General features: G+C 39.2%; 21 protein-coding genes and 1 riboswitch. Of the genes, 17 read left to right on the forward strand and 4 right to left on the reverse strand.

The window, feature by feature from the left end; all coding sequences use genetic code 11:
- The first annotated feature begins 119 nt into the window (after positions 1 to 119).
- From CPS_RS01110 to CPS_RS01125, 4 genes are all read left to right on the forward strand, one after another.
- Entirely contained in the window at positions 120 to 689 is a 570-nt protein-coding gene (locus CPS_RS01110; RefSeq protein WP_011041117.1) for an RNA polymerase sigma factor, read from the forward strand.
- Positions 689 to 1,726 carry a FecR family protein gene (locus tag CPS_RS01115; protein WP_011041118.1) on the forward strand — a complete coding sequence of 346 codons (1,038 nt, stop codon included), beginning with the start codon at positions 689 to 691 and terminating at the stop codon, positions 1,724 to 1,726. The genes CPS_RS01110 and CPS_RS01115 overlap by 1 nt, the downstream gene beginning before the upstream one ends.
- A 189-nt stretch (positions 1,727 to 1,915) precedes the next feature.
- Complete coding sequence (locus tag CPS_RS01120; RefSeq protein ID WP_011041119.1) at positions 1,916 to 3,352, forward strand: sugar porter family MFS transporter; 1,437 nt, start codon at positions 1,916 to 1,918, stop codon at positions 3,350 to 3,352.
- Positions 3,353 to 3,501: 149 nt separating this feature from the next.
- A complete protein-coding gene (locus CPS_RS01125; RefSeq protein WP_081428680.1) occupies positions 3,502 to 4,536 on the forward strand; it encodes a glucokinase in 1,035 nt (344 codons plus the stop codon).
- A gap of 53 nt (positions 4,537 to 4,589) precedes the next feature.
- On the opposite strand, the gene CPS_RS01130 is transcribed toward CPS_RS01125, so the two are convergent.
- Positions 4,590 to 5,186 (reverse strand): HutD/Ves family protein, encoded by a 597-nt coding sequence (locus tag CPS_RS01130; RefSeq protein WP_011041122.1) that lies wholly within the window; start codon positions 5,184 to 5,186, stop codon positions 4,590 to 4,592.
- A 169-nt stretch (positions 5,187 to 5,355) separates the two neighbouring features.
- Positions 5,356 to 5,453, forward strand: a riboswitch (TPP riboswitch).
- 139 nt (positions 5,454 to 5,592) lie between these two features.
- Between CPS_RS01130 and thiC the strand changes: the two genes are divergently transcribed.
- The 6 genes from thiC (at position 5,593) to CPS_RS01160 (ending at position 12,195) form a co-directional block, all read left to right on the forward strand.
- Positions 5,593 to 7,569 carry a phosphomethylpyrimidine synthase ThiC gene (gene thiC / locus CPS_RS01135; RefSeq protein ID WP_011041124.1) on the forward strand — a complete coding sequence of 659 codons (1,977 nt, stop codon included), beginning with the start codon at positions 5,593 to 5,595 and terminating at the stop codon, positions 7,567 to 7,569.
- A 16-nt stretch (positions 7,570 to 7,585) separates the two neighbouring features.
- The gene (locus CPS_RS01140) at positions 7,586 to 8,767 is read left to right on the forward strand and encodes an FAD-dependent oxidoreductase (protein ID WP_011041125.1); all 1,182 of its coding nucleotides are present in this window, start codon (positions 7,586 to 7,588) and stop codon (positions 8,765 to 8,767) included.
- The gene (thiS, locus tag CPS_RS01145) at positions 8,767 to 8,979 is read left to right on the forward strand and encodes a sulfur carrier protein ThiS (protein ID WP_011041126.1); all 213 of its coding nucleotides are present in this window, start codon (positions 8,767 to 8,769) and stop codon (positions 8,977 to 8,979) included. Before CPS_RS01140 ends, thiS begins: the two co-directional genes overlap by 1 nt.
- Positions 8,979 to 9,776, forward strand: a complete 798-nt coding sequence (locus CPS_RS01150) for a thiazole synthase (protein WP_011041127.1) — start codon at positions 8,979 to 8,981, stop codon at positions 9,774 to 9,776. Before thiS ends, CPS_RS01150 begins: the two co-directional genes overlap by 1 nt.
- 300 nt (positions 9,777 to 10,076) lie before the next feature.
- Positions 10,077 to 11,666: a thiamine phosphate synthase gene (thiE, locus tag CPS_RS01155; RefSeq protein WP_011041128.1), complete on the forward strand. Its 1,590-nt coding sequence runs from the start codon at positions 10,077 to 10,079 to the stop codon at positions 11,664 to 11,666.
- Between the two features lie 67 nt (positions 11,667 to 11,733).
- The gene (locus CPS_RS01160; protein WP_011041129.1) at positions 11,734 to 12,195 is read left to right on the forward strand and encodes a methyltransferase family protein; all 462 of its coding nucleotides are present in this window, start codon (positions 11,734 to 11,736) and stop codon (positions 12,193 to 12,195) included.
- 112 nt (positions 12,196 to 12,307) lie between these two features.
- Here CPS_RS01160 and CPS_RS01165 read toward each other — a convergent pair whose 3' ends face one another.
- Positions 12,308 to 13,159: a delta-class carbonic anhydrase gene (locus tag CPS_RS01165; RefSeq protein ID WP_011041130.1), complete on the reverse strand. Its 852-nt coding sequence runs from the start codon at positions 13,157 to 13,159 to the stop codon at positions 12,308 to 12,310.
- 371 nt (positions 13,160 to 13,530) lie between these two features.
- Here CPS_RS01165 and CPS_RS01170 point away from each other — a divergent pair, with 371 nt between their 5' ends.
- Positions 13,531 to 14,238 carry a lipoate--protein ligase family protein gene (locus tag CPS_RS01170; protein ID WP_011041131.1) on the forward strand — a complete coding sequence of 236 codons (708 nt, stop codon included), beginning with the start codon at positions 13,531 to 13,533 and terminating at the stop codon, positions 14,236 to 14,238.
- A gap of 67 nt (positions 14,239 to 14,305) precedes the next feature.
- On the opposite strand, the gene CPS_RS01175 is transcribed toward CPS_RS01170, so the two are convergent.
- A complete protein-coding gene (locus CPS_RS01175; protein WP_011041132.1) occupies positions 14,306 to 14,893 on the reverse strand; it encodes a peroxiredoxin family protein in 588 nt (195 codons plus the stop codon).
- 330 nt (positions 14,894 to 15,223) lie between these two features.
- Between CPS_RS01175 and CPS_RS01180 the strand changes: the two genes are divergently transcribed.
- Complete coding sequence (locus CPS_RS01180; protein ID WP_011041133.1) at positions 15,224 to 15,439, forward strand: cysteine-rich CWC family protein; 216 nt, start codon at positions 15,224 to 15,226, stop codon at positions 15,437 to 15,439.
- A 129-nt stretch (positions 15,440 to 15,568) separates the two neighbouring features.
- Positions 15,569 to 17,056, forward strand: coding sequence for an FAD-dependent oxidoreductase (locus tag CPS_RS01185; protein WP_011041134.1), 1,488 nt, complete (start codon positions 15,569 to 15,571; stop codon positions 17,054 to 17,056).
- Between the two features lie 19 nt (positions 17,057 to 17,075).
- On the opposite strand, the gene CPS_RS01190 is transcribed toward CPS_RS01185, so the two are convergent.
- On the reverse strand, positions 17,076 to 17,756 hold the full coding sequence (locus CPS_RS01190; protein WP_011041135.1) for a phosphoglycolate phosphatase: 681 nt from the start codon (positions 17,754 to 17,756) through the stop codon (positions 17,076 to 17,078).
- A gap of 254 nt (positions 17,757 to 18,010) precedes the next feature.
- Here CPS_RS01190 and CPS_RS01200 point away from each other — a divergent pair, with 254 nt between their 5' ends.
- From CPS_RS01200 to CPS_RS01215, 4 genes are all read left to right on the forward strand, one after another.
- Complete coding sequence (locus CPS_RS01200) at positions 18,011 to 18,331, forward strand: DUF3649 domain-containing protein (RefSeq protein WP_011041136.1); 321 nt, start codon at positions 18,011 to 18,013, stop codon at positions 18,329 to 18,331.
- On the forward strand, positions 18,331 to 19,962 hold the full coding sequence (locus CPS_RS01205; RefSeq protein ID WP_011041137.1) for a PepSY-associated TM helix domain-containing protein: 1,632 nt from the start codon (positions 18,331 to 18,333) through the stop codon (positions 19,960 to 19,962). Before CPS_RS01200 ends, CPS_RS01205 begins: the two co-directional genes overlap by 1 nt.
- A complete protein-coding gene (locus CPS_RS01210) occupies positions 19,962 to 20,285 on the forward strand; it encodes a DUF3325 domain-containing protein (protein WP_011041138.1) in 324 nt (107 codons plus the stop codon). Before CPS_RS01205 ends, CPS_RS01210 begins: the two co-directional genes overlap by 1 nt.
- A 107-nt stretch (positions 20,286 to 20,392) precedes the next feature.
- The gene (locus CPS_RS01215; protein ID WP_011041139.1) at positions 20,393 to 21,151 is read left to right on the forward strand and encodes a TSUP family transporter; all 759 of its coding nucleotides are present in this window, start codon (positions 20,393 to 20,395) and stop codon (positions 21,149 to 21,151) included.
- Positions 21,152 to 21,198: the final 47 nt, after the last annotated feature.

Raw genomic sequence — 21,198 nt, forward strand, 5'->3', positions numbered from 1 at the left:
TTTTTACTTTTTATGTAAAACACTAGCGGAAAATTATTTGTCATTCGTCTTATAAGGTAAGCAATAGATAAAAAATAAAATTCACACTTAGCTAAACCTAAAAAGTGAAAGACAATATTATGATAAAAGAAAGTACATTACACATCAGTTTTATGGCTGTAAGGCAGACAATGCGCAGAGTGATCTCGCGCATTGTGCCGCCGCGAGAAGTGGAAGATATCGTACAAGAAACATATGTACGTATATGCCAAGTTGAGAACAAAGAAGCAATCAAGCAACCTAGATCTTTTTTGTTAAAAACGGCAAAAAATTTAGCCATAGATCACCTTAAACGAGCAGATATTAGGCTCGTAGACACTGTCGATAATATGGCTGAATTTGAACACTTAGTCAGTGCAGATGATGCAATATATCAGCAAGTGGCAACGGATAAAGAGTTTGCTCAATTCTGTGAAGCAATAAGACAATTACCAATACAGTGCCGTAAAGCTTTTGTATTAAAAAAAGTGTATGGCTACTCGCAAAAAGAAATCGCGAAAAAACTGGCAATCAGTGAAAGCACAGTTGAAAAACATATTGGCCTCGGCGTTAAACGCTGTACCTATTTTATGATGCAGTTAACTAAAGAAGAAAGAACGGAAACAATGAAAAATAGTAAAAAAACACATCAAGTAAGAAGGGATCTCTGATGACAAACGTTTATTCTCTTAATAATGACGATGAGGTTATGTTTGACCAAGCCAGTATTTGGATTGCTAGAATGGATCGAAGCTTAACTGAGCTTGAGCAGGCAGAATTCAAGGCGTGGTTGTCAGAAAGTGAACAGCACCAAAAGTTGATCATAGAAATGGCCAGCATGTGGGATAAAATGGACTCTCTTGACCGTCTTGCTGATCTTTTTCCAACGTCGGATAAAACAGACTCTAAATTTAAAACAGCACCTAAAACAGCCCAATGGCCACTCGCATTAGCAGCCTCACTTGTACTGGCGTTATTTGTTGTTTTTTTTACCGACATTACCTTGAATTCTTTATGGCAAGAAGAACAACAATTTGTTCGTTATGAAACTGCAGTAGGTGAAAGCAGTACTATTTATTTGCCCGATAACTCAAAAGTTTTACTCAATACGGACAGTGTTTTATTAGTGCGATATACCGATGATTATCGCTTACTTGACTTACAACGTGGTGAACTCCATGTTGAAGTTGCCCATGACAAATCTAGACCGTTAAGCGTTGTTGCTAATCACAAAGTAATTCAAGCCGTGGGTACTGCTTTTAGCGTGCAAGTAAAGACGAGTGAGGTAGAGCTTATTGTTACTGAAGGTAGAGTTATCATTGGTCAACTAAATGAAAAACAGGAGGTTAATGAAACAGCTCTGGTCATACCATCAAGTTCTCTAGCGGTTTCTAAAGGTGAGATTGCCTCATTGGCCGTCGCTAATAGCGTCTCAGTTATTGACAACAAGGCGATCAAAAAAAGCCTATCTTGGCGTCAAGGTAATCTGGTTTTTAATGGTGAGACCTTAGCTGAAGCAATGGAAGAAGTTAGTCGTTATACCTCTGTGACATTCGAAATTGCAGATGAAGATTTGAAAAAGATAAGAATAGCTGGTCGCTTTAAAACCGGTGACGTTAAAGGATTAATCTCAGTGCTCAAACATAACTTTAATATTAAAACTGATCGAGTTAATAAAGGATTAGTGGTATTAAGAAAACAAAGTTGATTACTATTTAATTCAGCCAAACAAACTCCCTTTGCCAAGTAGAATGCTGTTTCAGTTTACCACTGAAATCAATTTTATTTGGCACTTTTAATTATGAGATATTCCGCTTAGGCAACACCATTTTATTTGTAAAGTGTCTTAGTTGAGTGCTCTTCTTAAAACAATATAATAATAAAAGGATACAAATAAATGACCTCCTCTGAGCCTGATAATTCAATTCAAAAACTGCACGACACTGAAGAAGTTCAAACTTCATTTTTATACGTACTATTTATCTCCTCTGTGGCTGCCATCGGTGGGTTTCTATTTGGTTTTGATTCCGGTGTTATTAACGGCACAGTAACTGCGTTAGGAAATGCTTTTAACGCTAGCGACGTAGCTAGTGGCTTTAATGTCGCCTCGGTACTGTTAGGTTGTGCTGTTGGTGCCTTGATGGCTGGACCGATATCTGATCGGTTTGGACGTAAACCCATCATGATTATTACTGCGATTATCTTTGCCATTAGCGCCTTTGGATCGGGTATATCAAGTTCGTCTGCTGAATTTATTTTTTATCGATTGATTGGCGGGTTAGGCATAGGTGCTGCATCAGTATTAGCCCCTGCTTACATCGCTGAAGTTGCACCCGCTGCTTTACGAGGCCGTTTAGCTACTTTGCAACAATTAGCCATCGTACTTGGCTTGTTTGCTGCTTTTTTAAGTAATTTCCTTATTGCCTCTGTGTCTGGTGGTGCTGAAGCTATGCTGATGTTAGATATCGCTGCCTGGCGTTGGATGTTTTGGGTAGAGTTATTGCCGGCTGTGCTATTTTTAGTTGGTGTGATATTTATTCCAGAATCACCACGTTATTTAGTCGCTCAAGGTAAGATTGAAGAAGCCAGAACCATATTCAAACGCATAGCAACCGGCGTTGAAAATGAGCAAATTGAAGAAGTTAAAAAATCGCTGCACGGCGATAAAAAACCTAGCATCAGGGATCTTTTTATTGATGGTAAGAAAAAAATTCATCCTATCATTTGGATCGGTATCGGACTGTCGGTATTCCAGCAATTTGTCGGTATTAACGTGGTGTTTTATTATGGAGCTGAGCTTTGGCAAGCTGCGGGTTTTGACGAATCACAATCGTTATTTATTAACCTTATCGCAGGTACAACCAATATCATTTCTACTTTCATAGCTATCGCCTTAGTGGACAAAATTGGCCGTAAACCGTTATTACTGGTCGGTAGTGTCGGCATGTTTATCAGCTTAGGTGCTCTGACCTTTATCTTTGGTACCGGTGGTCTAGATGAAGCAGGTAAGTTGGCATTAAGTGATACGACAGGCACAGTGGCTTTAATCATGGCTAATTTATTTGTGGTGTTTTTTGGCTTAAGTTGGGGACCTATTGTTTGGGTTTTATTAGGCGAGATGTTTAATAATCGTATCCGTGGTGCTGCTTTAGCTATTGCTGCAAGTGCTCAATGGCTAGCAAATTTTGCCATTACCATGACTTTCCCGATATTGTTGGGCAGCTTTGGTTTGGCTGGCGCCTATGGCTTATACACAGTATCAGCATTACTAAGTATTTTCTTTGTAATCAAATATATAAAAGAAACACGCGGCATTCGTTTAGAGGAAATGTAAAAAGTCACTACACCATGATTTGTAAGCCATTATAAATCATGGTGATTATTAACGGCTGTCTATGCGTACCTAAGCCACTTGAAGTTGCCTCTTCATGTGGCTTAAGTAGAGAAATTAGTCATATCCATTTGGAATAGCGATAAGTAAATATGAGCACTTCTAGTATTAACCCAATAAATAATAACCCTGTAAGTAATGATGCAATAAATAGTAATCCTTTGAACCTTGTTGCCGATATTGGTGGCACAAATATCAGGCTCGGCGTAAGTGACAGCAGTAACATTATTATTGACATTGAAACTTACCAATGTCGAGATTTCACTTGTTTACTCGACGTAATTCAATATTATTTAACTGAAAAGAAAATAGCACAAGGCAATATTAATGCTTGCTTAGCTATCGCATGCCCAGTAGATACTGACATTATTTCCATGACGAATTTACCTTGGCAGTTCTCCCAAACAGAACTCAAAAAAGCACTGAAATTAAATAAACTAGTACTTATCAATGACTATACTGCGATAGCCATGGCGATTCCGATGTTAACGGATGAACAAAAAGTTAAAATTGGTGGCGGAACCGCACTATCAGATAAAGCTATTGCTGTTTGTGGACCAGGCACTGGTTTAGGCGTTGCTAATTTAATACCGATTGTTAACAAATGGTATTGTTTAGGAGGTGAAGGTGGGCACGTCGATTATGCGCCAATAGATGATAAAGAAATCCAAGTTTTACGCTACATACAAGGTTTTAAAAAACGTGTTTCTTATGAGCAATTACTTTCTGGTTACGGTTTAGAGCAGATATATCAAGCATTACTTATTATTGAGCAGGGTGATAGTTCACCTCAACAACCAACTAAATTAACGGCTCAAGAAATTAGCACTCAAGCGTTAATTGAGACTTGCACACTCAGCCAACAAGCATTGGACTTATTTTGTAAGGTATTAGGAAGTTTTGCAGGTAACCTCGCTTTAACAATGAATACTCAAGGCGGGGTATATATTGCAGGAGGTATTGTCCCTTGTTTTATTGATTACCTTAGAAATAGTGATTTTAGACTACGTTTTGAAGCTAAAGGACGCATGTCACCTTTGAATAAAGAAATCGCCACTTATGTAATCACAGAGAAACAACCTGGTTTATTAGGTGCTTCAGTGTATTTAAATCAAGTTATGGCGTGATTTAATGTCGGGGTAAAGCTATATAGCACAATAGTAAGCCGTTGAAATTATCACTACATAACTTCAAGTTGTACAATGATCATATTTTTACCTGTTACTTTTACAGTTAGCTGGTCGTCTTGTAGTTTTTCATTCATTGCAGAAAGTTTGATTAAATGGCCAACAGGTACACTACAGCTATTATCTTGAGGCGTAGTTACAAGCATCTTTTCAGTTAAGCTATAAGCAAAAAATATACTGGCTGCTGACAATCTAACAGTGACAGTTTGTTGCTCAATATAACCGTTAACCTTTGGTGAGAATGACAGCTGATTAGTCATAATATTAAAGTCTTTAATAGCGCCATTAGTTAAAGCACCATGGGTTTTACTTGCGCCATCAAAGCGAGCGATATCAAGTAATTGAGTTAGCTTATCAACATCACCATTTCGATGGTCGAGTGTTAAACCATTACCTTTTATTAATACCAAATTACGCAGATAACCTGAAAAATTAGAGAAATCACCGTCATTGACCACACTGGCGATACTGAGACGCCAATCAAAGTTATCCAAAGTACCACCATCACTAATAGCTAATTCAGTGGTATGGCCTAAACCATTTTTCCATGGGATAGTTTTATAGTTTTCTGGAGAGAAAATAGTAAGCATAAGGATCTTCAGCGTAATTTTTTTGCCATATTACTTAGTTTATCTTCATAGGCAAGGTTATTTTTGTATGGCTTTATTTTGATATTTACATTAGCGCTTGCTATGCGAGTTGAGCTCACGGTAGAATCTAACCGCGTTTATCTAAACTCTATATGAAGATTAGTAAGCGCAACACTTGTCGGAGTGCCAAAGGCTGAGATCGCGAAAGCGGGATCCGTAAAACCTGATCAGATTAATATCTGCGTAGGAAACAAGAGAGAGTAATTAAGTCATTGTGCTTAGCTGTTAACCAGACTCTTTTTGCCTCTTTTTAACTAAAAAATTAGTTAAAAAAACTCCGCCTATTTTTATTTTTTTCTTGCTTTTATATCAATAAAACAAGAAAAACCAAAAACAAGGTGCGACCATGAACAACTCAACCGACGCTGTTAATCCAGCGAAAAAACCACAAACACGACGTGAAAAGCGCGAAGCGGCAGAAGCATTTTTAAAAAATGTCTCAGACCAATCTTTTCCAAATTCTAAAAAAGTCTACGTGCAAGGTGAAATCCACGATATCAAAGTCGGTATGCGTGAAATTACCTTATCTGACACCTTAGTTAGCGGTAGTAAAGACAAGCCAGTCTATGAAAAAAATGAACCATTATGTGTTTATGATACTTCAGGTTTTTATACCGATGAAAACGTTGAAATAGACGTTCACAAAGGTATTCCTCGTTTACGTGAAACTTGGATTGATGCGCGTGATGATGTAGAGACTTTTACTTCAACTCATTCTGAGTTTGCACAGCAACGTCTTGATGATGAAGGTGTTGATGAAATTCGTTTTGAACATTTACCTAAAATGCGCATTGCTAAAAAAGGTAAAAATGTTACGCAAATGCATTATGCTCGCCAAGGCATTATTACCCCAGAGATGGAATATATTGCCATTCGTGAAAACTTAAAACGTGAAGAAGTAAAAGATGCAACGCTACTGCTACAACACAAAGGTCAATCCTTTGGTGCTAGTATTCCAGAGCAAATCACGCCTGAATTTGTCCGTGACGAAGTAGCTCGTGGTCGCGCTATTATTCCAGTAAACATCAACCATCCAGAATGTGAGCCAATGATCATTGGTCGTAACTTTTTAATTAAAGTGAATGCTAATATCGGGAACTCAGCGGTTACCTCTTCTATTGAAGAAGAAGTTGAAAAGCTCGTTTGGTCAACTAAATGGGGTGCAGATACCGTCATGGATTTATCGACGGGTCGTAATATTCATGAAACCCGTGAATGGATCATGCGTAACTCACCAGTCCCTATTGGTACTGTCCCTATTTACCAAGCACTTGAAAAAGTAAATGGTGTAGCTGAAGATCTTACCTGGGAAATATTCCGCGATACTTTAATTGAACAAGCAGAGCAGGGTGTTGATTACTTTACCATTCATGCGGGTGTGTTATTGCGGTATGTACCTATGACGGCAAAACGTGTCACCGGTATTGTTTCTCGCGGTGGTTCAATCATGGCGAAATGGTGTTTAGCGCATCACAAAGAAAATTTTCTTTACACACACTTTGAAGATATCTGTGAAATTTTAAAGCAGTACGATGTGTCATTTTCATTAGGTGATGGTTTACGTCCGGGTTCAGTGGCAGATGCGAACGATGAGGCACAGTTTGCTGAATTACATACGTTAGGTGAGTTAACTAAAATTGCCTGGAAGCATGATGTGCAAACCATTATTGAAGGCCCTGGTCACGTGCCACTTCATATGATTAAAGAAAATATGGAAGAGCAACTTGAGCATTGTGGCGAAGCGCCTTTCTATACGCTTGGCCCATTAACTACCGATATTGCGCCAGGTTATGATCATATTACTTCTGGCATAGGTGCGGCTAATATTGGTTGGTACGGTTGTGCCATGCTTTGTTATGTAACACCGAAAGAGCATTTAGGTTTACCGAATAAAGAAGACGTAAAGGAAGGCTTGATGACCTATAAAATTGCCGCACATGCAGGCGATTTAGCTAAAGGTCATCCAGGTGCACAAATTCGTGATAATGCTATGTCTAAAGCACGCTTTGAGTTCCGTTGGTACGATCAATTCAATATTGGTTTAGATCCAGAACGAGCACGCACTTACCATGATGAAACCTTGCCACAAGAGTCCGGTAAAGTTGCGCATTTCTGTTCTATGTGTGGACCGAAATTTTGCTCAATGAAAATCTCACAAGAAGTACGAGAGTACGCTGCTAATTTAGATAAAAATGCGATAAAAATTCAGCTGCTTGATGAAACCATTACCTTAACTTCTGATGAAGCGATTGAACGGGCGATGCAAGAAAAATCTGCTGAATTTAAAGCAACCGGTAGCGAAATCTACCAACTTGCTGAATAGTTACGGCAGATAAACGATGAATATTGCCATTGTTGGCGCAGGATTGATGGGGCGATTACTCGCCCTGTCTTTACTGCGAGGTAAACAGTCAGAAAGCGTAACCATTACTTTATTCGATAAGGATAATAAGCTCGCCCACAATAGTGCTGCTTATGCTGCTGCAGGGTTATTAACGCCATTGGGAGAGTCACTTCATTGTGAGCCTAATATTGTTAGTATGGGTTTTGAGTCGTTACGTTTATGGCCAGCTTTGCTCGACAGTTTGGATGAATATACTCTTTTTCAACAAACTGGCGCTATCATGGTGAGTCATGAGCAAGATAAAGGTGATTATCAGCGCTTTGTTAGACACCTTAATAATAATTATCCAGAACATAAACTACATACGCTAGATCGTGCGCAATTGCTCGAGCTAGAGCCTGAAATAGGACGAAGTTTTAATCACGGCTTGTACCTGCCACAAGAAGGGCAGATTGGTAATCGTCGTCTGTTGATTGCCTTACGTAAACAGCTTGAAAAAGAAGGCATGAGCATAAATGGGGTTAACTCACTAAACTGGTTAAGTGAGTGTCAGGTATTTGCTATTGAAAACACTGACTCTAACAGCAAAGTTAGTTATCAACAGTACGGAGTCAATTGTAGCCAATCATTTGATTTAGTGATTGATTGTCGAGGTACTGGTGCGAGTCGTAAAAATAGCCATAGTGCCTGTGCACCATTAAGTGACTTACGCTCAGTAAGAGGAGAATTATTCCAACTTTTTGCCCCAGATGTGAATATTTCAAGACCGATACGATTAATGCACCCTAGGTATCAGCTTTATATTGCGCCAAAACAAAAAGGTTTTTATGTGGTGGGTGCCACTGAAATTGAGAGTGACGATGATGCACCGATGACAGTGCGCTCAGCGATGGAATTATTGAGTGCAGCTTATAGTGTGCATCCCGGCTTTGCTGAAGCCAATATTCGTCAACACGTTAGTCAATGTCGGCCAACTTTTAGTGATAATCAACCTAAAATCACTCACAAGGGCAGTTTGATACAGGTAAACGGTTTATTCAGGCACGGATTTTTAATTGCGCCGGTGGTGCTTAAACAAGTATTAACACTGGTCGACAACCTGATAAATAATACCAACAATGAGTTGCCCTACCGTGATTATTTGCACACTGAGCAACGACAAGAAGAGGTGATTTAATGAATATTCATATTAACGGAAAAGCTTACTCGTTAAGCCATGAAGTACATATTAGTGTTAGTTCAGCATTAACGTTACATTTTATTGAACCACAACAGAGTACTTTTGCGGTGGCGCTAAATGGTGACTTTGTTGGTAAAGCAGATTATGACACCACGCTAGTAAAAAATGGTGATAGCCTCGATGTGCTATTGCCGATACAAGGAGGTTAATGGTGGCACTTAACATCTATGGGCAGCAGCTTGATAGTCGTTTACTTATTGGCAGTGCGCTTTATCCATCTCCACATGTGATGAAACAAGCCATACTTGCTAGCGGCTCACAAGTAGTAACCCTCTCACTGAAACGTCAAAATCCTGCAGAAAAAGCGGGTCAACAAATATGGCGTTACTTACAAGAAGTCGTCACCGAAGTGAATGGTCACTTACTGCCTAATACCGCAGGTTGTAAAACCGCAAAAGAAGCGGTTACCTTGGCAAAAATGAGTCGAGAAATTTTTCAAACTGATTGGATCAAACTTGAAGTGATTGGCGATGATTATAACTTACAACCTGATCCTATTGAGCTACTTCATGCCACTGAGCAGTTAATAAATGACGGCTTTAAAGTCTTGCCTTACTGCACCGATGATTTAGTACTTTGTCAGCGCCTTTATGATTTAGGTTGTCAGGTGATTATGCCGTGGGCATCTCCAATTGGCACAGGCAAGGGACTAATGAATCCTTATAATTTAGAAACAATACGTTTGCGCTTACCTAATGCAACCTTAATTTTAGATGCGGGTATTGGTAAACCCTCGGATGCTTGTTTGGCGATGGAAATGGGTTATGACGGTGTTTTGTTAAATAGTGCGGTTGCATTAGCAGATAATCCAGTGCTGATGGCAAAAGCCTTTGGGCAAGCACTGCAAGCAGGTGAACAAGGTTATGTAGCGGGGATTATGGATCAAAGGCAAACAGCGCATCCTTCAACCCCAACATTAGACACACCTTTTTGGCACCAAAATTAGTGAGTTAAGCTGCTTATTGCTGTAGCACACAATTAAGGCGTCAAAGGTACTCATTGGCTAGCGCCAACTCCGTGCAATTTCCTTGTAATTGAGTACTACAACTGCAAGCAGCCTAACTCAGCTTTAGTAGTCTTCAGTTATTTATTAAAGGCTGTTGGTTAAAGTGCATGGATATCCGCTTAAATACTGCGGGCATGACAACTCATTGTTCACTGTCACTCCCGTGGTGTCTCAATCGGGAGTCTATAGTGTTTGGCTGTTACAGCTAATTGAAAGCAAAATAATTCAGAGAAATAATAAATGAAAACTGAACAACAAGTGGCAATCAAACCGATAATCTGGACTATTTCGGGCAGTGATTGTTCTGGCGGTGCGGGTATTGCCGCGGATATTAAAACGGGGCATGGTTTGGGTGTGGAAGTATGCCACTTGATTACCGCTAATACTGTGCAGAATTCGCACCAGCTGCTATCGGTTAATGCCATATCGGTTGAATTATTGCAGCAACAAGCAGCGGTACTAATGGATGACAAACCGCCATCGGTCATCAAAATTGGTTTAGTGGCTAACGCAGAGCAAGTACAGTGGTTAGCTCAATTAATTGAACAGATTAAACAAGTTATTCCCACGCTTATTAGTGTTTATGATCCTGTTGGCCAAGCCAGTGTCGGTGGTAGCTTTAACAACCTTACTTTGGAACAGCTAAGCCCTTTATTACTGAAAATTGATGTGATCACACCTAATTTGATGGAAGCGAAAAGCTTAGCGAAATTAGATGGGCTACCTGATAAAAATAGTGCTGAAAAGCTGGCGAATAAAATCCATCAAAACTTTGCTATTAACAGTATTATTGTTAAAGGTGGGCATATTCACAGTGATGATAGGTATTCGATTGATTTCTGTCTTCACCAATTAAATCAGCTGAATGGCAAACAAGACAATCAAGATAAAGCGCAAACAGCGATTAGTTACCAGTTAGGTGCACTGCGCATAGATAGTCATTATAGCCACGGTGGTGGCTGTAGTTTTGCCAGCGCATTAGCAAGCTTTCTCGCTCAGGGGTACTTGATACGCGATGCGTTTACTTTAGCAAAGGCGTTCATCAGCCAAGGCTTGAGTACTAGCAAGCAAGTAAGCGAATTACACGGTCATCAATATTATGGTGCGTTTGAACAGCAAGGCTGGCCGCGTAATGCTGAATGCTTTCCCCAAGTTATTGATGAGCTCAGTCAGCAATATCAAAATTTACCAGCTTTTAACTCGTTAGATTTAGCAGAGAAAAAACTAGGCCTTTATCCGGTGATAGATTCATTATATTGGCTCAAGCGCTTATTATCTTTAGGTTTAGAGATTATTCAATTACGGGTGAAAAACTTGGCTGAAAGTGAATTAGAGCAAGTTATTATTACCGCCATTGCTTTGGCTAAAAAATATGATACTCGTTTGTTTATAAATGATTATTGGCAATTAGCGATTAAACATGGTGCTTATGGCGTTCATATTGGTCAAGAAGACTTGCAAGATGCAGACTTAACGGCCATTCAACAATCGGGGATACGTTTAGGTATCAGTACTCATGGATGTTATGAATTCTTATCAGCACAGCGCTTACAGCCGTCATACTTAGCAATTGGCGCAATTTTTCCAACGAAAACTAAAGACATGACTGGGCAAATTCAAGGCATTGATAATTTGAGACAGGTATTATCTTTACGCCCTGAAAATAAGCATAAAATCCCTGTGGTTGCCATTGGCGGTATTAATCTTGAACGTGCAGCAGAAGTCATCGCTACAGGTGTGGAAAGTATTGCTGTCGTTACTGCAATAACAGAAGCTGAGTGCTCACATGGCATTTCACCTGAGCAGGCAGTCACGCGTTTACAATTCTAGCTGAATCATGCATATTCGAGTAGAACGGGTATATGATGTCATTGATAGAAATAGGTTAAGGATAATAATGAAAGTTTTAGAAAATAAAATACCACCACCTTTAGTGGGTTTACTGATCGGGCTAGGAATGTGGGGGTTAAGTACAGTAACGCCAGTTATCTTACTAACAAATACAGTCAAATCAGTGTTGGTGATTGGTTTTATTTCTCTTGGTATTTTCTTTGATCTTGCAGGCATCATATCGTTTAGAAGGGCTAAAACCACGGTAAACCCGTTGAAACCTAATAAGGCAAGCTCCTTAGTAACATCAGGTATATATCAAGTGACTCGTAATCCCATGTATGTTGGTTTTGTTGCTTTTCTACTGGCTTGGGCAAGCTTCTTAGGCTCGGCGTGGGGGCTCATTTTAATTCCATTGTATATACTTTATATTCAACGTTTTCAGATAGCTCCTGAAGAAAGGGCGCTAACAGTATTGTTCAAAGAAGAATTTACTCAGTATAAAGCACAGGTTCGTCCTTGGTTGTAATGTCTGTGAACCGAAGTTCAAAAAATAATATGACTTATTCAGTATAAAAAAGGGGAAATACACTACTGTATTTCCCCTTTTTCGTTATCAATCATTTATATTCAATGAAGTATTACATTGCAGATAATAGTCTTGGATTAACGACTAAGTTTCTTACTCCGTGGGCGTGATCTTCTTTAAAGGCATTACCTTTACACCATTCACCAACGGACTCGATATTCACCTTCGCCACTTTTGGACGAACGCTCCAAGTTACTTGAAATGGAGATCCTTTTTCATTGTAACTAGGGCCTGTAGTTGATCCTGCGTATTGAATTGGGGTGCCAGTGTTATTTGGAATATTAGGCGCTTGATGTTTATCATTTTTAATACTGTGCGTAGTCAACTCACCAAAATCTAAAGCATTCTTATCATTCACTACAACAAATACTTGTGTCTCGACACGAAATTGTGGGTTGATAGTGGATTCACCTAAGCAAGCACCTAAAGTATTGCCAGGCGCTGCTTGTGCGGTAGAGTGAACATAGTGTACTTCGATAGTATCGCCAGGCAATAAACCACCGTGTGGGTTAGGACAAATATCTTTATTAACTTTTTTGGTTTCTTTACTGCTTAATTTACCCGTATAAACAAAACCTGTTTGATAACCAGTACCATCGCCATTACCAGCATATTTACTAAACTCGCCACCTTTATGCTCAGCATTTTTATGCATATGGATATTACATAAATTCATGTTAGTAGATTCGGGTGCTAGACCAAAAATACGTGGATTATCACCTTGTTTCATTGATAAATCACGAGGTGATTGCGGTCCATAACCTTTACTAACCGTATTATTTTCTAGCATAGCGCGTTGCTTTTTAATGACGTTATCTGAAACGTTGGTAGGCTCACTGCCAGCAAAAGCTGTTAGTGGAATTAATGCTGCAGCGACAGTCAGTGCAATAATATTCGTCTTCATTATGTATCCTTAAGGTTGTTGATTAACGAGTCACTTATGATAAATAGCGTTAAGAATTATTATTTGAAAAAGCTACTCTACATTTTTAGTGTATCGCAGAGGCATAACGTGTTTAAAGTGACACTAGCATCACTATAGTTTACGTCATGGCACATATGAGTAATTTTATGTTTTGTTTTTATTGCTACATCATAAGTTGATCATTGCCTATGCTACAGTAAAACGCGATGACAACCTCCTGACCGTCATGTTTACTATGTTAAAAATTGTAACCTGCAGGGTGAGTTATATTTGATAATTAGCTTGTTGAATTATTCTGCTTGAGCTTAAAATAGTGAAAACAAAGATGAATATCAGCATAAGAAGACAATATGATCGGTAATAAACTACTGAGTTACAAGAAAATTTCTGTCGCTAAGGTGTTTGAAAAAGAAACACAGCTTATTGCTCAAATACAAGCGGGAGAACTCAAACAATGCTTAATGTTATGGCAGGCCAAAGAAGCGACCCTGGTATTACCCGCAGGTAAGAAGTGGCTAGCGTCAGATGAACTTAAAGCGGGTTTGTTGGCCGATGAGTGGCTTTTACAGGCGCGTAAAACTGGCGGAGCACCTGTACCACAATGCCCCGGAATAATTAACTTATCTCACCTGTATCTTTGGTCAAATGATACGCCCTATTCAATAACCCAAGCCTATGAGAATTTATGCACAGTTTTACATGGCTTCTTTGGTCAATTTAATTTAATTAGCCAAGCACATGCTACAGAATTCTCTTATTGCGATGGTGATTATAATATCAACTTGAATGGTAAAAAAATTGTTGGTACTGCTCAGCGAGTGATATTAAAAAAAGGTGGCGGCAAAATAGTGTTGGCACAAGCCTTTATTTTGATTGATGTGTTACTTGAAGAGATCATAAAGCCAGTTAATTTGTGCTACCAATTATCTGATAAAACCGATCGGGTAAAAGCGCAGGTGCATACTACGCTTTTTGAGCATATTAACCAGAAACCGACAATAGATAAGCTATATCAGCAATTGACTCAAGCTTTTGTTGATAGTGGTCTTTATCAATAAAATAGTCACTCTTAAAAATAACCAATCACTTATAAAATGGGTATTAATAAAGCGGGGTGACTGATGCTTAAGACCCCTTTTTTAGTTGCTGATAAAGATCTGCAAATTTAACGCGCTTTTTGTAACCTTTGAAAAAATGCTTATGTATTACTTTACCTTTGTTATCAATGATTACTACACCTGGGTAAGGGATACCATAATGATCACTGTCTACAGCGTATTCACTGTTTACAATACCGTAGGCCAACATTGTTTGTACTTTTTGGTCTGATAATAATGGGTAGTTGATATTTTTCTGATCAGCGAATGTTTTTAAAATATCAGTATTATCATAAGAAATAGCCGCTAAGCCATAACCTAGTTTGGTAAATTGTTCAGCATGTTCATTCAATTCTATTAGGTGTTTTTTACAAAAAGGACACCAATCAGCTGAGCGGAAAAATAAGATAATTAAACCTTGCTCACCACTAATTTCTTTGATGTTAACCGCTTGCTCTTGGGTATTCACAACCGAAATTTCGGGCGCTTGTTCACCGAGTGTTGGGCCTACATTAATGCTTGTGTTGGCAAAGGCATTATTAGTTAATAACAAAAGTAGTGAAAAAACTGAGATTGATATTTTTTTATTGATGCGGGAGTAAATTTTACGGTTCATTTAGGTTACGGATCTTTGTGGGTTATGACCTAAAAGACCGCTTGATGAAATAAAAATTTCATTGTAAATCCATTACTCTGCATAATGTGTGACTACACTGGGAGTTCACGGTTCTTTGGCATGCAGGCATTCATTTTAAGTAATGGTTACTTTCTTGGTATCTATTCTTGTAGAATCAAGAATTAACGAACAAATAACAGCAAAAAAACGACATTTTGGTCGTTTTTTTATGCTCGAAACAAACATATGATTACCCATGTAGGTAAAGCTGTTAACATGATCGGCATTAAAAATTTTTACTCAATAAAATTTAAAATCTTCTGAATACATATGACTGATAAAAATGATGACAGTATTTGTCCTTTATGCCAGCAAAATAATCGCTGTGATGTCAAAGCGGGTAGTGGTTGTTGGTGTATGAATACTCCAGTTCCCGAGGAGCTGTTAGCACAAATACCAGCGCACCTCAAAGGTGTCAGTTGTGTCTGTAATGCATGTATTGGGCGTTATCAGCGTCAACAACATTTAAATGCTAATGTAGAATAGTTTAATGACTATGTTTTAAAGCGTAAAAATAAAAGCACATTAGTGTAAAATCTTTTAGTCTCTACCTCTACGCAAATCGTGCGCATCCAAATAACATATTACCTATGAATGTATTTTCTCGAAACCGTTATGAATAAAACCTCAAAGGCTTATCAGCCATTACTCAGCTCCAAAGCAAAAATTGCCATTATTGGTGGTGGCGTTGCAGGCTCAACTATTGCGTTGCGTTTTGCTGAATTAGGTTTAGATACCACGCTGATAGAAAAAGGTCCGAGCTTAGTTAATGGTCCGCCTATTTGTCATTTACATGCTGGCGGTAACTTGTACCGCGAGATTTGTGATGAGCAATGTCTTACCTTATTAAAGCAATCGATAGATACAGTTAAAGTTTATCCACAAAGTGTCAACATTCGACCAACGGTTATAGCTTTGCCTAAAACGGATAATGGTCAGCCTGAAGATTTATTACCTCGTTTAGAGAAGTTACGCGCTAAATACAGTGAACTTGTGGCTCAAGATAGTCGTAACAAGGTACTCGGTGAACCGGAAAACTATTTTAAGTTTTATTCACGGACGGAGCTTGATGCTTTATTGGATTTACCTTTACCAAAAACGGCTAAGAATGATAGTGATTGGTTAGTCGCTTTTGCACAACACGTTGATTTAGATAGTCTTAAATTCCCTGTGTTACTAGTGCAAGAGTATGGCTTGTCAGCATTTCGCTTTGCCGCGATCGCGAGTTTAGCAATAGAGGGTTTACCTAGTTGCCACCTTCAAACAAATAAACAAGTTATTGCTATTGTTCAGCAAAAAAATAGCTTAGGTTGGCAAGTATCCACTCAAGCATTACCTCAACATCAGCAAAGCCCAACTATTATTCACCAGCATTTTGACTATGTCATTAATGCGTGTGGTTTTAAAAGTGGTGAAATTGATGACATGGTCAGCGCCAAACGTAAACGTATGGTGGAATTCAAAGCGGCTTATGTTGCTCATTGGCCTCAATGCCAAGGACTATGGCCTGAGATTGTTTTTTATGGCGAGCGAGGTACTCCACAAGGTATGGCGCAATTAACCCCTTACCCTGATGGTTATTTTCAGCTACATGGCATGACGCAAGACATTACCTTGTTTGACCAAGGGTTAGTCGCGAGTTCTTTAGAAAGTGCGCAGCCGCAATTAGCAAAACGCTTTATCGAAAAGATTGATAAAAAATGGCCTGAGCAGTTGGTGCATAATAGAACCTTAGGCTCTATCGAACATATTGCTCAGTTTATTTCAGCTTTTAGCTCAGCAGAAGTCGCAGCAAAGCCATTATTTGGTGCTCAGCAAATTCCTGGCGAAGATGCTGATTTACGTGCAGCTGATGTTTCATTTTATGGTCAACATTATGCGCGTGCAGAAATAGTTAAAGCATCCTCTGCGTTAGCTGCAGGCGATGCAATATTAAAAAACCTAGTCGATTGTGGATTAATAGCAGCGTTAGAATTAGGCCGCTATTTAACAGAACATTACTTCCCCGTCAGCCAACAATGTTCCGAAATTGAAGTAACAGAACGAGCAATAATGTTAGCCAAGCAGCGAGAATATCCAATAGCGTTAGCTAAAAATCTATAACTAATCGTTAGGTTAGCTTTTAACGCTTTAACGAAATCAGTAGTTCATTGAAAGTATCAAAGCACCACTGCGGGCCATATTGATTGATGTCTTCACCGTAGTTATAACCGTAAGTTAAGCCAACACTATCTATGTTGGCTGCTTTTGCAGCTAAGATATCGTTTTTAGAATCTCCGATCATCACACACTGCTCAGCAACAACGTTAAGTTGCTTCATGGCATAATGTAATGGTGCTGGATGTGGTTTTTTATCCGCTAACGTATCACCACCAATTAATAACTCAAACAGGTTATCAATACCTAAGCCCGTTAATATCGGTTGAATGAAAATAGCAGGTTTATTGGTAATAATCGCAAGACGAAAGCCAGCCGCTTTTAATGAAAGCAACCCTTCTTGCACATCGTCATACAATACTGATTCTATGCATAAGCACTGCTGGTAATGGGCTAGAAAAATGGTTAGCGCATCTTTAGTGAGCGTTTCATCTAATTCTTTATCAATGATTGCAGAACCCGATAATGCTCGTTCAATTAATACTTTGGCACCATTACCCACCCAATGGTGAATAGTGTCTTGATCGAAGGTCGCTTTGTTTAAATCTTTAAGGGTTCTATTTACGGCTAAAGCAAGATCAGGGGCACTGTCTACTAAGGTGCCATCGAGATCGAATAAGAGTACTTCTTTTTCTTGCAGTTTCACTGTTTTCTCTTGCTGAATATTCTATGTTGAGGCCAATGTAGCATGAAGCATAGTACATACAGCAATAAATCAGTTCGTTTATTAATTTTATCTAGATAACGCATGTAAATGATAATGGTTTTTATTTCGTTTACTGGTATCATATCAGTATTCTGACCCGTAATCATTAAAGGGCTTATCACTGCACCTCCAATGATTACGGGTTTAGTTCTTTCTTTTAAATTACCTTTGCCCGATGCAAGCATGGAATATCAGTGTCTTACCTTTTAAATAATATCAATTGCTCTAGCCCGCGTTGGGCAGTTTTCTCTAGGTCGGTAGCGGCCACCTTGGGCGGCTACGCTTTAGCAACATCTAGCTCTCTTTTTATTGGTCAATTACTATTAAATAGTGCCGGAAAATATCAAGCTATTCATATTGGCTTATTACTCTCCTTTCTTGTGTATGCCTGCGCTGCTATGTGGGTATTTTCGGTATCAAGTGCCACTAAGGCTTGGATAGGTTTAATAAAAGCTAATATTTTCTTAGCGATAGGAACCTGGCTATTAATGCAGTCTACAGGTGCGAATAGCTGATGAAAGATAACTTTAGACAGTCGATGAAGTGGTTCCATACTTGGGTCGGCCTGAGTGTCGGCTGGATTTTATTTTTCATGTTTTTAACTGGAACACTTGGTTATTTTTACCAAGAAATTACCCGTTGGATGGAGCCAGAGCGACCATTCATTCAACATAATATTAGCACTGAACAGTTAATTACTATTGCCCAAACGTACTTGCAAAAAAATGCTCAGGGCGTTGATGAATGGGATATTAATTTACCGACTGTTCGCAATCAAAATTTACGAGTGGGCTGGCGTAATCCGTCAGAAGCGGGGAAGAAGCGTGGTCGGTATAAGACAACAGTGTTAGATATAACCACAGGCGAAAAAGTCGAGAGCCGAGCAACTGGTGGCGGTAGGCTGCTTTACAGAATGCATTATCGTTTACATTATTTATCAACTAAAATTAGCTATTGGATCGTGGGTTTCTGCGCCATGCTGATGTTATTAGCCGTTATCACCGGTGTCGTTATTCATAAGAAAATCTTCACTGATTTTTTTACCTTTAGAGCAAAAAAAGGTTTGATTGGCTGGTTAGATATTCACAATGTATTAAGTGTTATTGCCTTGCCATTTCACTTTATGATTACCTACAGTGGTTTACTTTTTTTCCTTTTTACTTACATGGCGCTCAGTACTAATCTGCAAACCAATGAAGATGAATATCGGGAAATGCGTAAAGAGATATACCCTCGAACTAGTCATGCAGATAGTGCGAATCAACCTGCAGAAATGCAAGATATTGCATCGTTATATCAACAAGCAAAAAATACGTGGAAAAATGATGAACTCAACGCGGTTGAAGTGTTTGCTGCAAACGATATAAATGCCCAATTCCTTTTTATTCGTCATGAAACCGATATCACTTATAACCCTAATGACCAAGTAATGGTTAACGCAATTACCGGTGAAGTCATTCAACAAACACCGAGAGAGTATACTGCCGCCGGTATGATTCATAATGGTTTTTACTCATTGCATGAGGGACAATTTGCGGGACCACTAGCCCGTTGGATTTACTTTTTAACCGGTCTTATTGGCACCGCAATGATTGCTTCAGGTTTAATTCTTTGGACCACTAAACGTAAACCGAAACAACTGAAAAAACCGGACGGCCCCGATTTTGGTTACCGACTAGTTGAGCAACTCAATATTGGTACTATTGTTGGTTTACCTATCGCTATCGCTATGTATTTTTATGCTAATAGGTTATTACCTGTCGGTATGGTTGATCGAGTAGATTGGGAAGCTAATGTGATGTTTATCAGTTGGGCACTATTACTAATTTATCCTGCGTTTCGTTCGCCTACTAGAGCATGGCTTGAGCAGCTACAACTTGCAGCACTGGTTTATATGGCGCTTCCGTTGGTAAATGCATTAACCACAGATAAACACCTAGTTAATAGTTTGCAACAACAGGATTGGGGCCTAGCTGCTTTTGATCTGACATTCTTCACCGTTGGTTGTTGTTTTGCTTTTTCGGCCTATAAATACAAAACACTGCAGCCTGAAAAAGCAATGAGCAGAAAAGCAATTCGGCAAGACAGTGCAATAGATAATGAAAGTCGACTGCAGTTACAGTGCATTAGTAAGGAGAATGGCTAATGTTCTTATTAACCAGCCTCAGCTTTTTAGTTATGGTGCTTTTTTGCCTTGCGATGAACAAACATCGCGAGCAAGTATTAACGAAAACACTACCTAAGGTTGCGATATTACTTTTCAGGCCTTTAGCTTGGCTAGCGCTGCTTTTTATCGCCTATTTAAGCGTGGCATTGTTTGGCTGGTCTATTGGCCCGGCATTTTTATTCGGTGCACTCACTATGGCAACGTTATTACTGATAATGGTACTGACTTATCGCGCGAAAATAATACCGCAACTTGCTCTTGCCTCGTTATTAATTGCTGGCGTCAGTGTATTAAGTCACTAGTCACTAGTCACTAGTTGCTGGTATTGATGTATTGCTTATTACCAAGTACTTGCTTACAGTCTTTGCCTCACGATTGTATCGTTATTAGTAACATGTAAGGAAGTATCTTGGAGTTTGCTGGTTTAACTATTGAAATAGCATTATTTTTATTTACCATTGCCATTATCGCAGGTTTTCTGGATACCTTGGCGGGCGGAGGCGGTTTATTAACGCTTCCTGCACTAATGATGAGTGGTATACCACCACTGGTAGCGCTGGGTACCAATAAGTTGCAATCTTGCGTGGGTGCTGGGACGGCCAGTGTGATGATGTTACGTAATCGGCGGGTAAGGTGGCGTCAGGTTAAAGAGCTAATGCCAGCTGCTTTTATCGGCTCTGCTATTGGTACAGTCATTGTTCAATTCGTTAATACCGAAGCTTTGACGTTTATTATTCCTGTGGTGATTAGTGTTATTGGTATTTATTTCTTGGTCACACCCACCGTTGATGCTGATAATAAACCTGCGAAAGTATCGACATCAGGTTATAGAAATTTTGTCGTGCCTTTGATCGGTTGTTATGACGGAATTTTAGGGCCAGGTACAGGATCATTTTTTACTTTAGCTGGTCGTGCTTTGCGAGGTCAAAAATTTCTCGAAGCAACTGCGATAGCTAAAACGCTGAACTTTTCCACCAATATTGCCTCGTTGATCGTGTTTTTATTTGCCGGGCAGGTCATTTGGCTGGTTGGTATCACCATGATGTTTGGCCAACTGATTGGTGCGTGGTTAGGCTCTCATTGTCTCTTTAAAATTCCGATAAATTATTTAAGATATTTAGTCGTTATCATGTGCTTTGGCATGTTGGCTAAATACATAACAACTTAGTTGCCCTGATATTTTAAGCGTAAACAAGCTCCGTAATATGTCAGGCT

It is taken from the genome of Colwellia psychrerythraea 34H, from assembly GCF_000012325.1.
GTDB lineage: Bacteria > Pseudomonadota > Gammaproteobacteria > Enterobacterales > Alteromonadaceae > Colwellia > Colwellia psychrerythraea_A.

Bases quoted from the DNA above. Each gene is read 5' to 3' on its own strand.
- CPS_RS01110 (WP_011041117.1), top strand. From the start codon at position 120: ATGATAAAAGAAAGTACATTACACATCAGTTTTATGGCTGTAAGGCAG.
- CPS_RS01115 (WP_011041118.1), top strand. From the start codon at position 689: ATGACAAACGTTTATTCTCTTAATAATGACGATGAGGTTATGTTTGAC.
- CPS_RS01120 (WP_011041119.1), top strand. From the start codon at position 1,916: ATGACCTCCTCTGAGCCTGATAATTCAATTCAAAAACTGCACGACACT.
- CPS_RS01125 (WP_081428680.1), top strand. From the start codon at position 3,502: ATGAGCACTTCTAGTATTAACCCAATAAATAATAACCCTGTAAGTAAT.
- CPS_RS01130 (WP_011041122.1), bottom strand. From the start codon at position 5,186: ATGCTTACTATTTTCTCTCCAGAAAACTATAAAACTATCCCATGGAAA.
- thiC (WP_011041124.1), top strand. From the start codon at position 5,593: ATGAACAACTCAACCGACGCTGTTAATCCAGCGAAAAAACCACAAACA.
- CPS_RS01140 (WP_011041125.1), top strand. From the start codon at position 7,586: ATGAATATTGCCATTGTTGGCGCAGGATTGATGGGGCGATTACTCGCC.
- thiS (WP_011041126.1), top strand. From the start codon at position 8,767: ATGAATATTCATATTAACGGAAAAGCTTACTCGTTAAGCCATGAAGTA.
- CPS_RS01150 (WP_011041127.1), top strand. From the start codon at position 8,979: ATGGTGGCACTTAACATCTATGGGCAGCAGCTTGATAGTCGTTTACTT.
- thiE (WP_011041128.1), top strand. From the start codon at position 10,077: ATGAAAACTGAACAACAAGTGGCAATCAAACCGATAATCTGGACTATT.
- CPS_RS01160 (WP_011041129.1), top strand. From the start codon at position 11,734: ATGAAAGTTTTAGAAAATAAAATACCACCACCTTTAGTGGGTTTACTG.
- CPS_RS01165 (WP_011041130.1), bottom strand. From the start codon at position 13,159: ATGAAGACGAATATTATTGCACTGACTGTCGCTGCAGCATTAATTCCA.
- CPS_RS01170 (WP_011041131.1), top strand. From the start codon at position 13,531: ATGATCGGTAATAAACTACTGAGTTACAAGAAAATTTCTGTCGCTAAG.
- CPS_RS01175 (WP_011041132.1), bottom strand. From the start codon at position 14,893: ATGAACCGTAAAATTTACTCCCGCATCAATAAAAAAATATCAATCTCA.
- CPS_RS01180 (WP_011041133.1), top strand. From the start codon at position 15,224: ATGACTGATAAAAATGATGACAGTATTTGTCCTTTATGCCAGCAAAAT.
- CPS_RS01185 (WP_011041134.1), top strand. From the start codon at position 15,569: ATGAATAAAACCTCAAAGGCTTATCAGCCATTACTCAGCTCCAAAGCA.
- CPS_RS01205 (WP_011041137.1), top strand. From the start codon at position 18,331: ATGAAAGATAACTTTAGACAGTCGATGAAGTGGTTCCATACTTGGGTC.
- CPS_RS01210 (WP_011041138.1), top strand. From the start codon at position 19,962: ATGTTCTTATTAACCAGCCTCAGCTTTTTAGTTATGGTGCTTTTTTGC.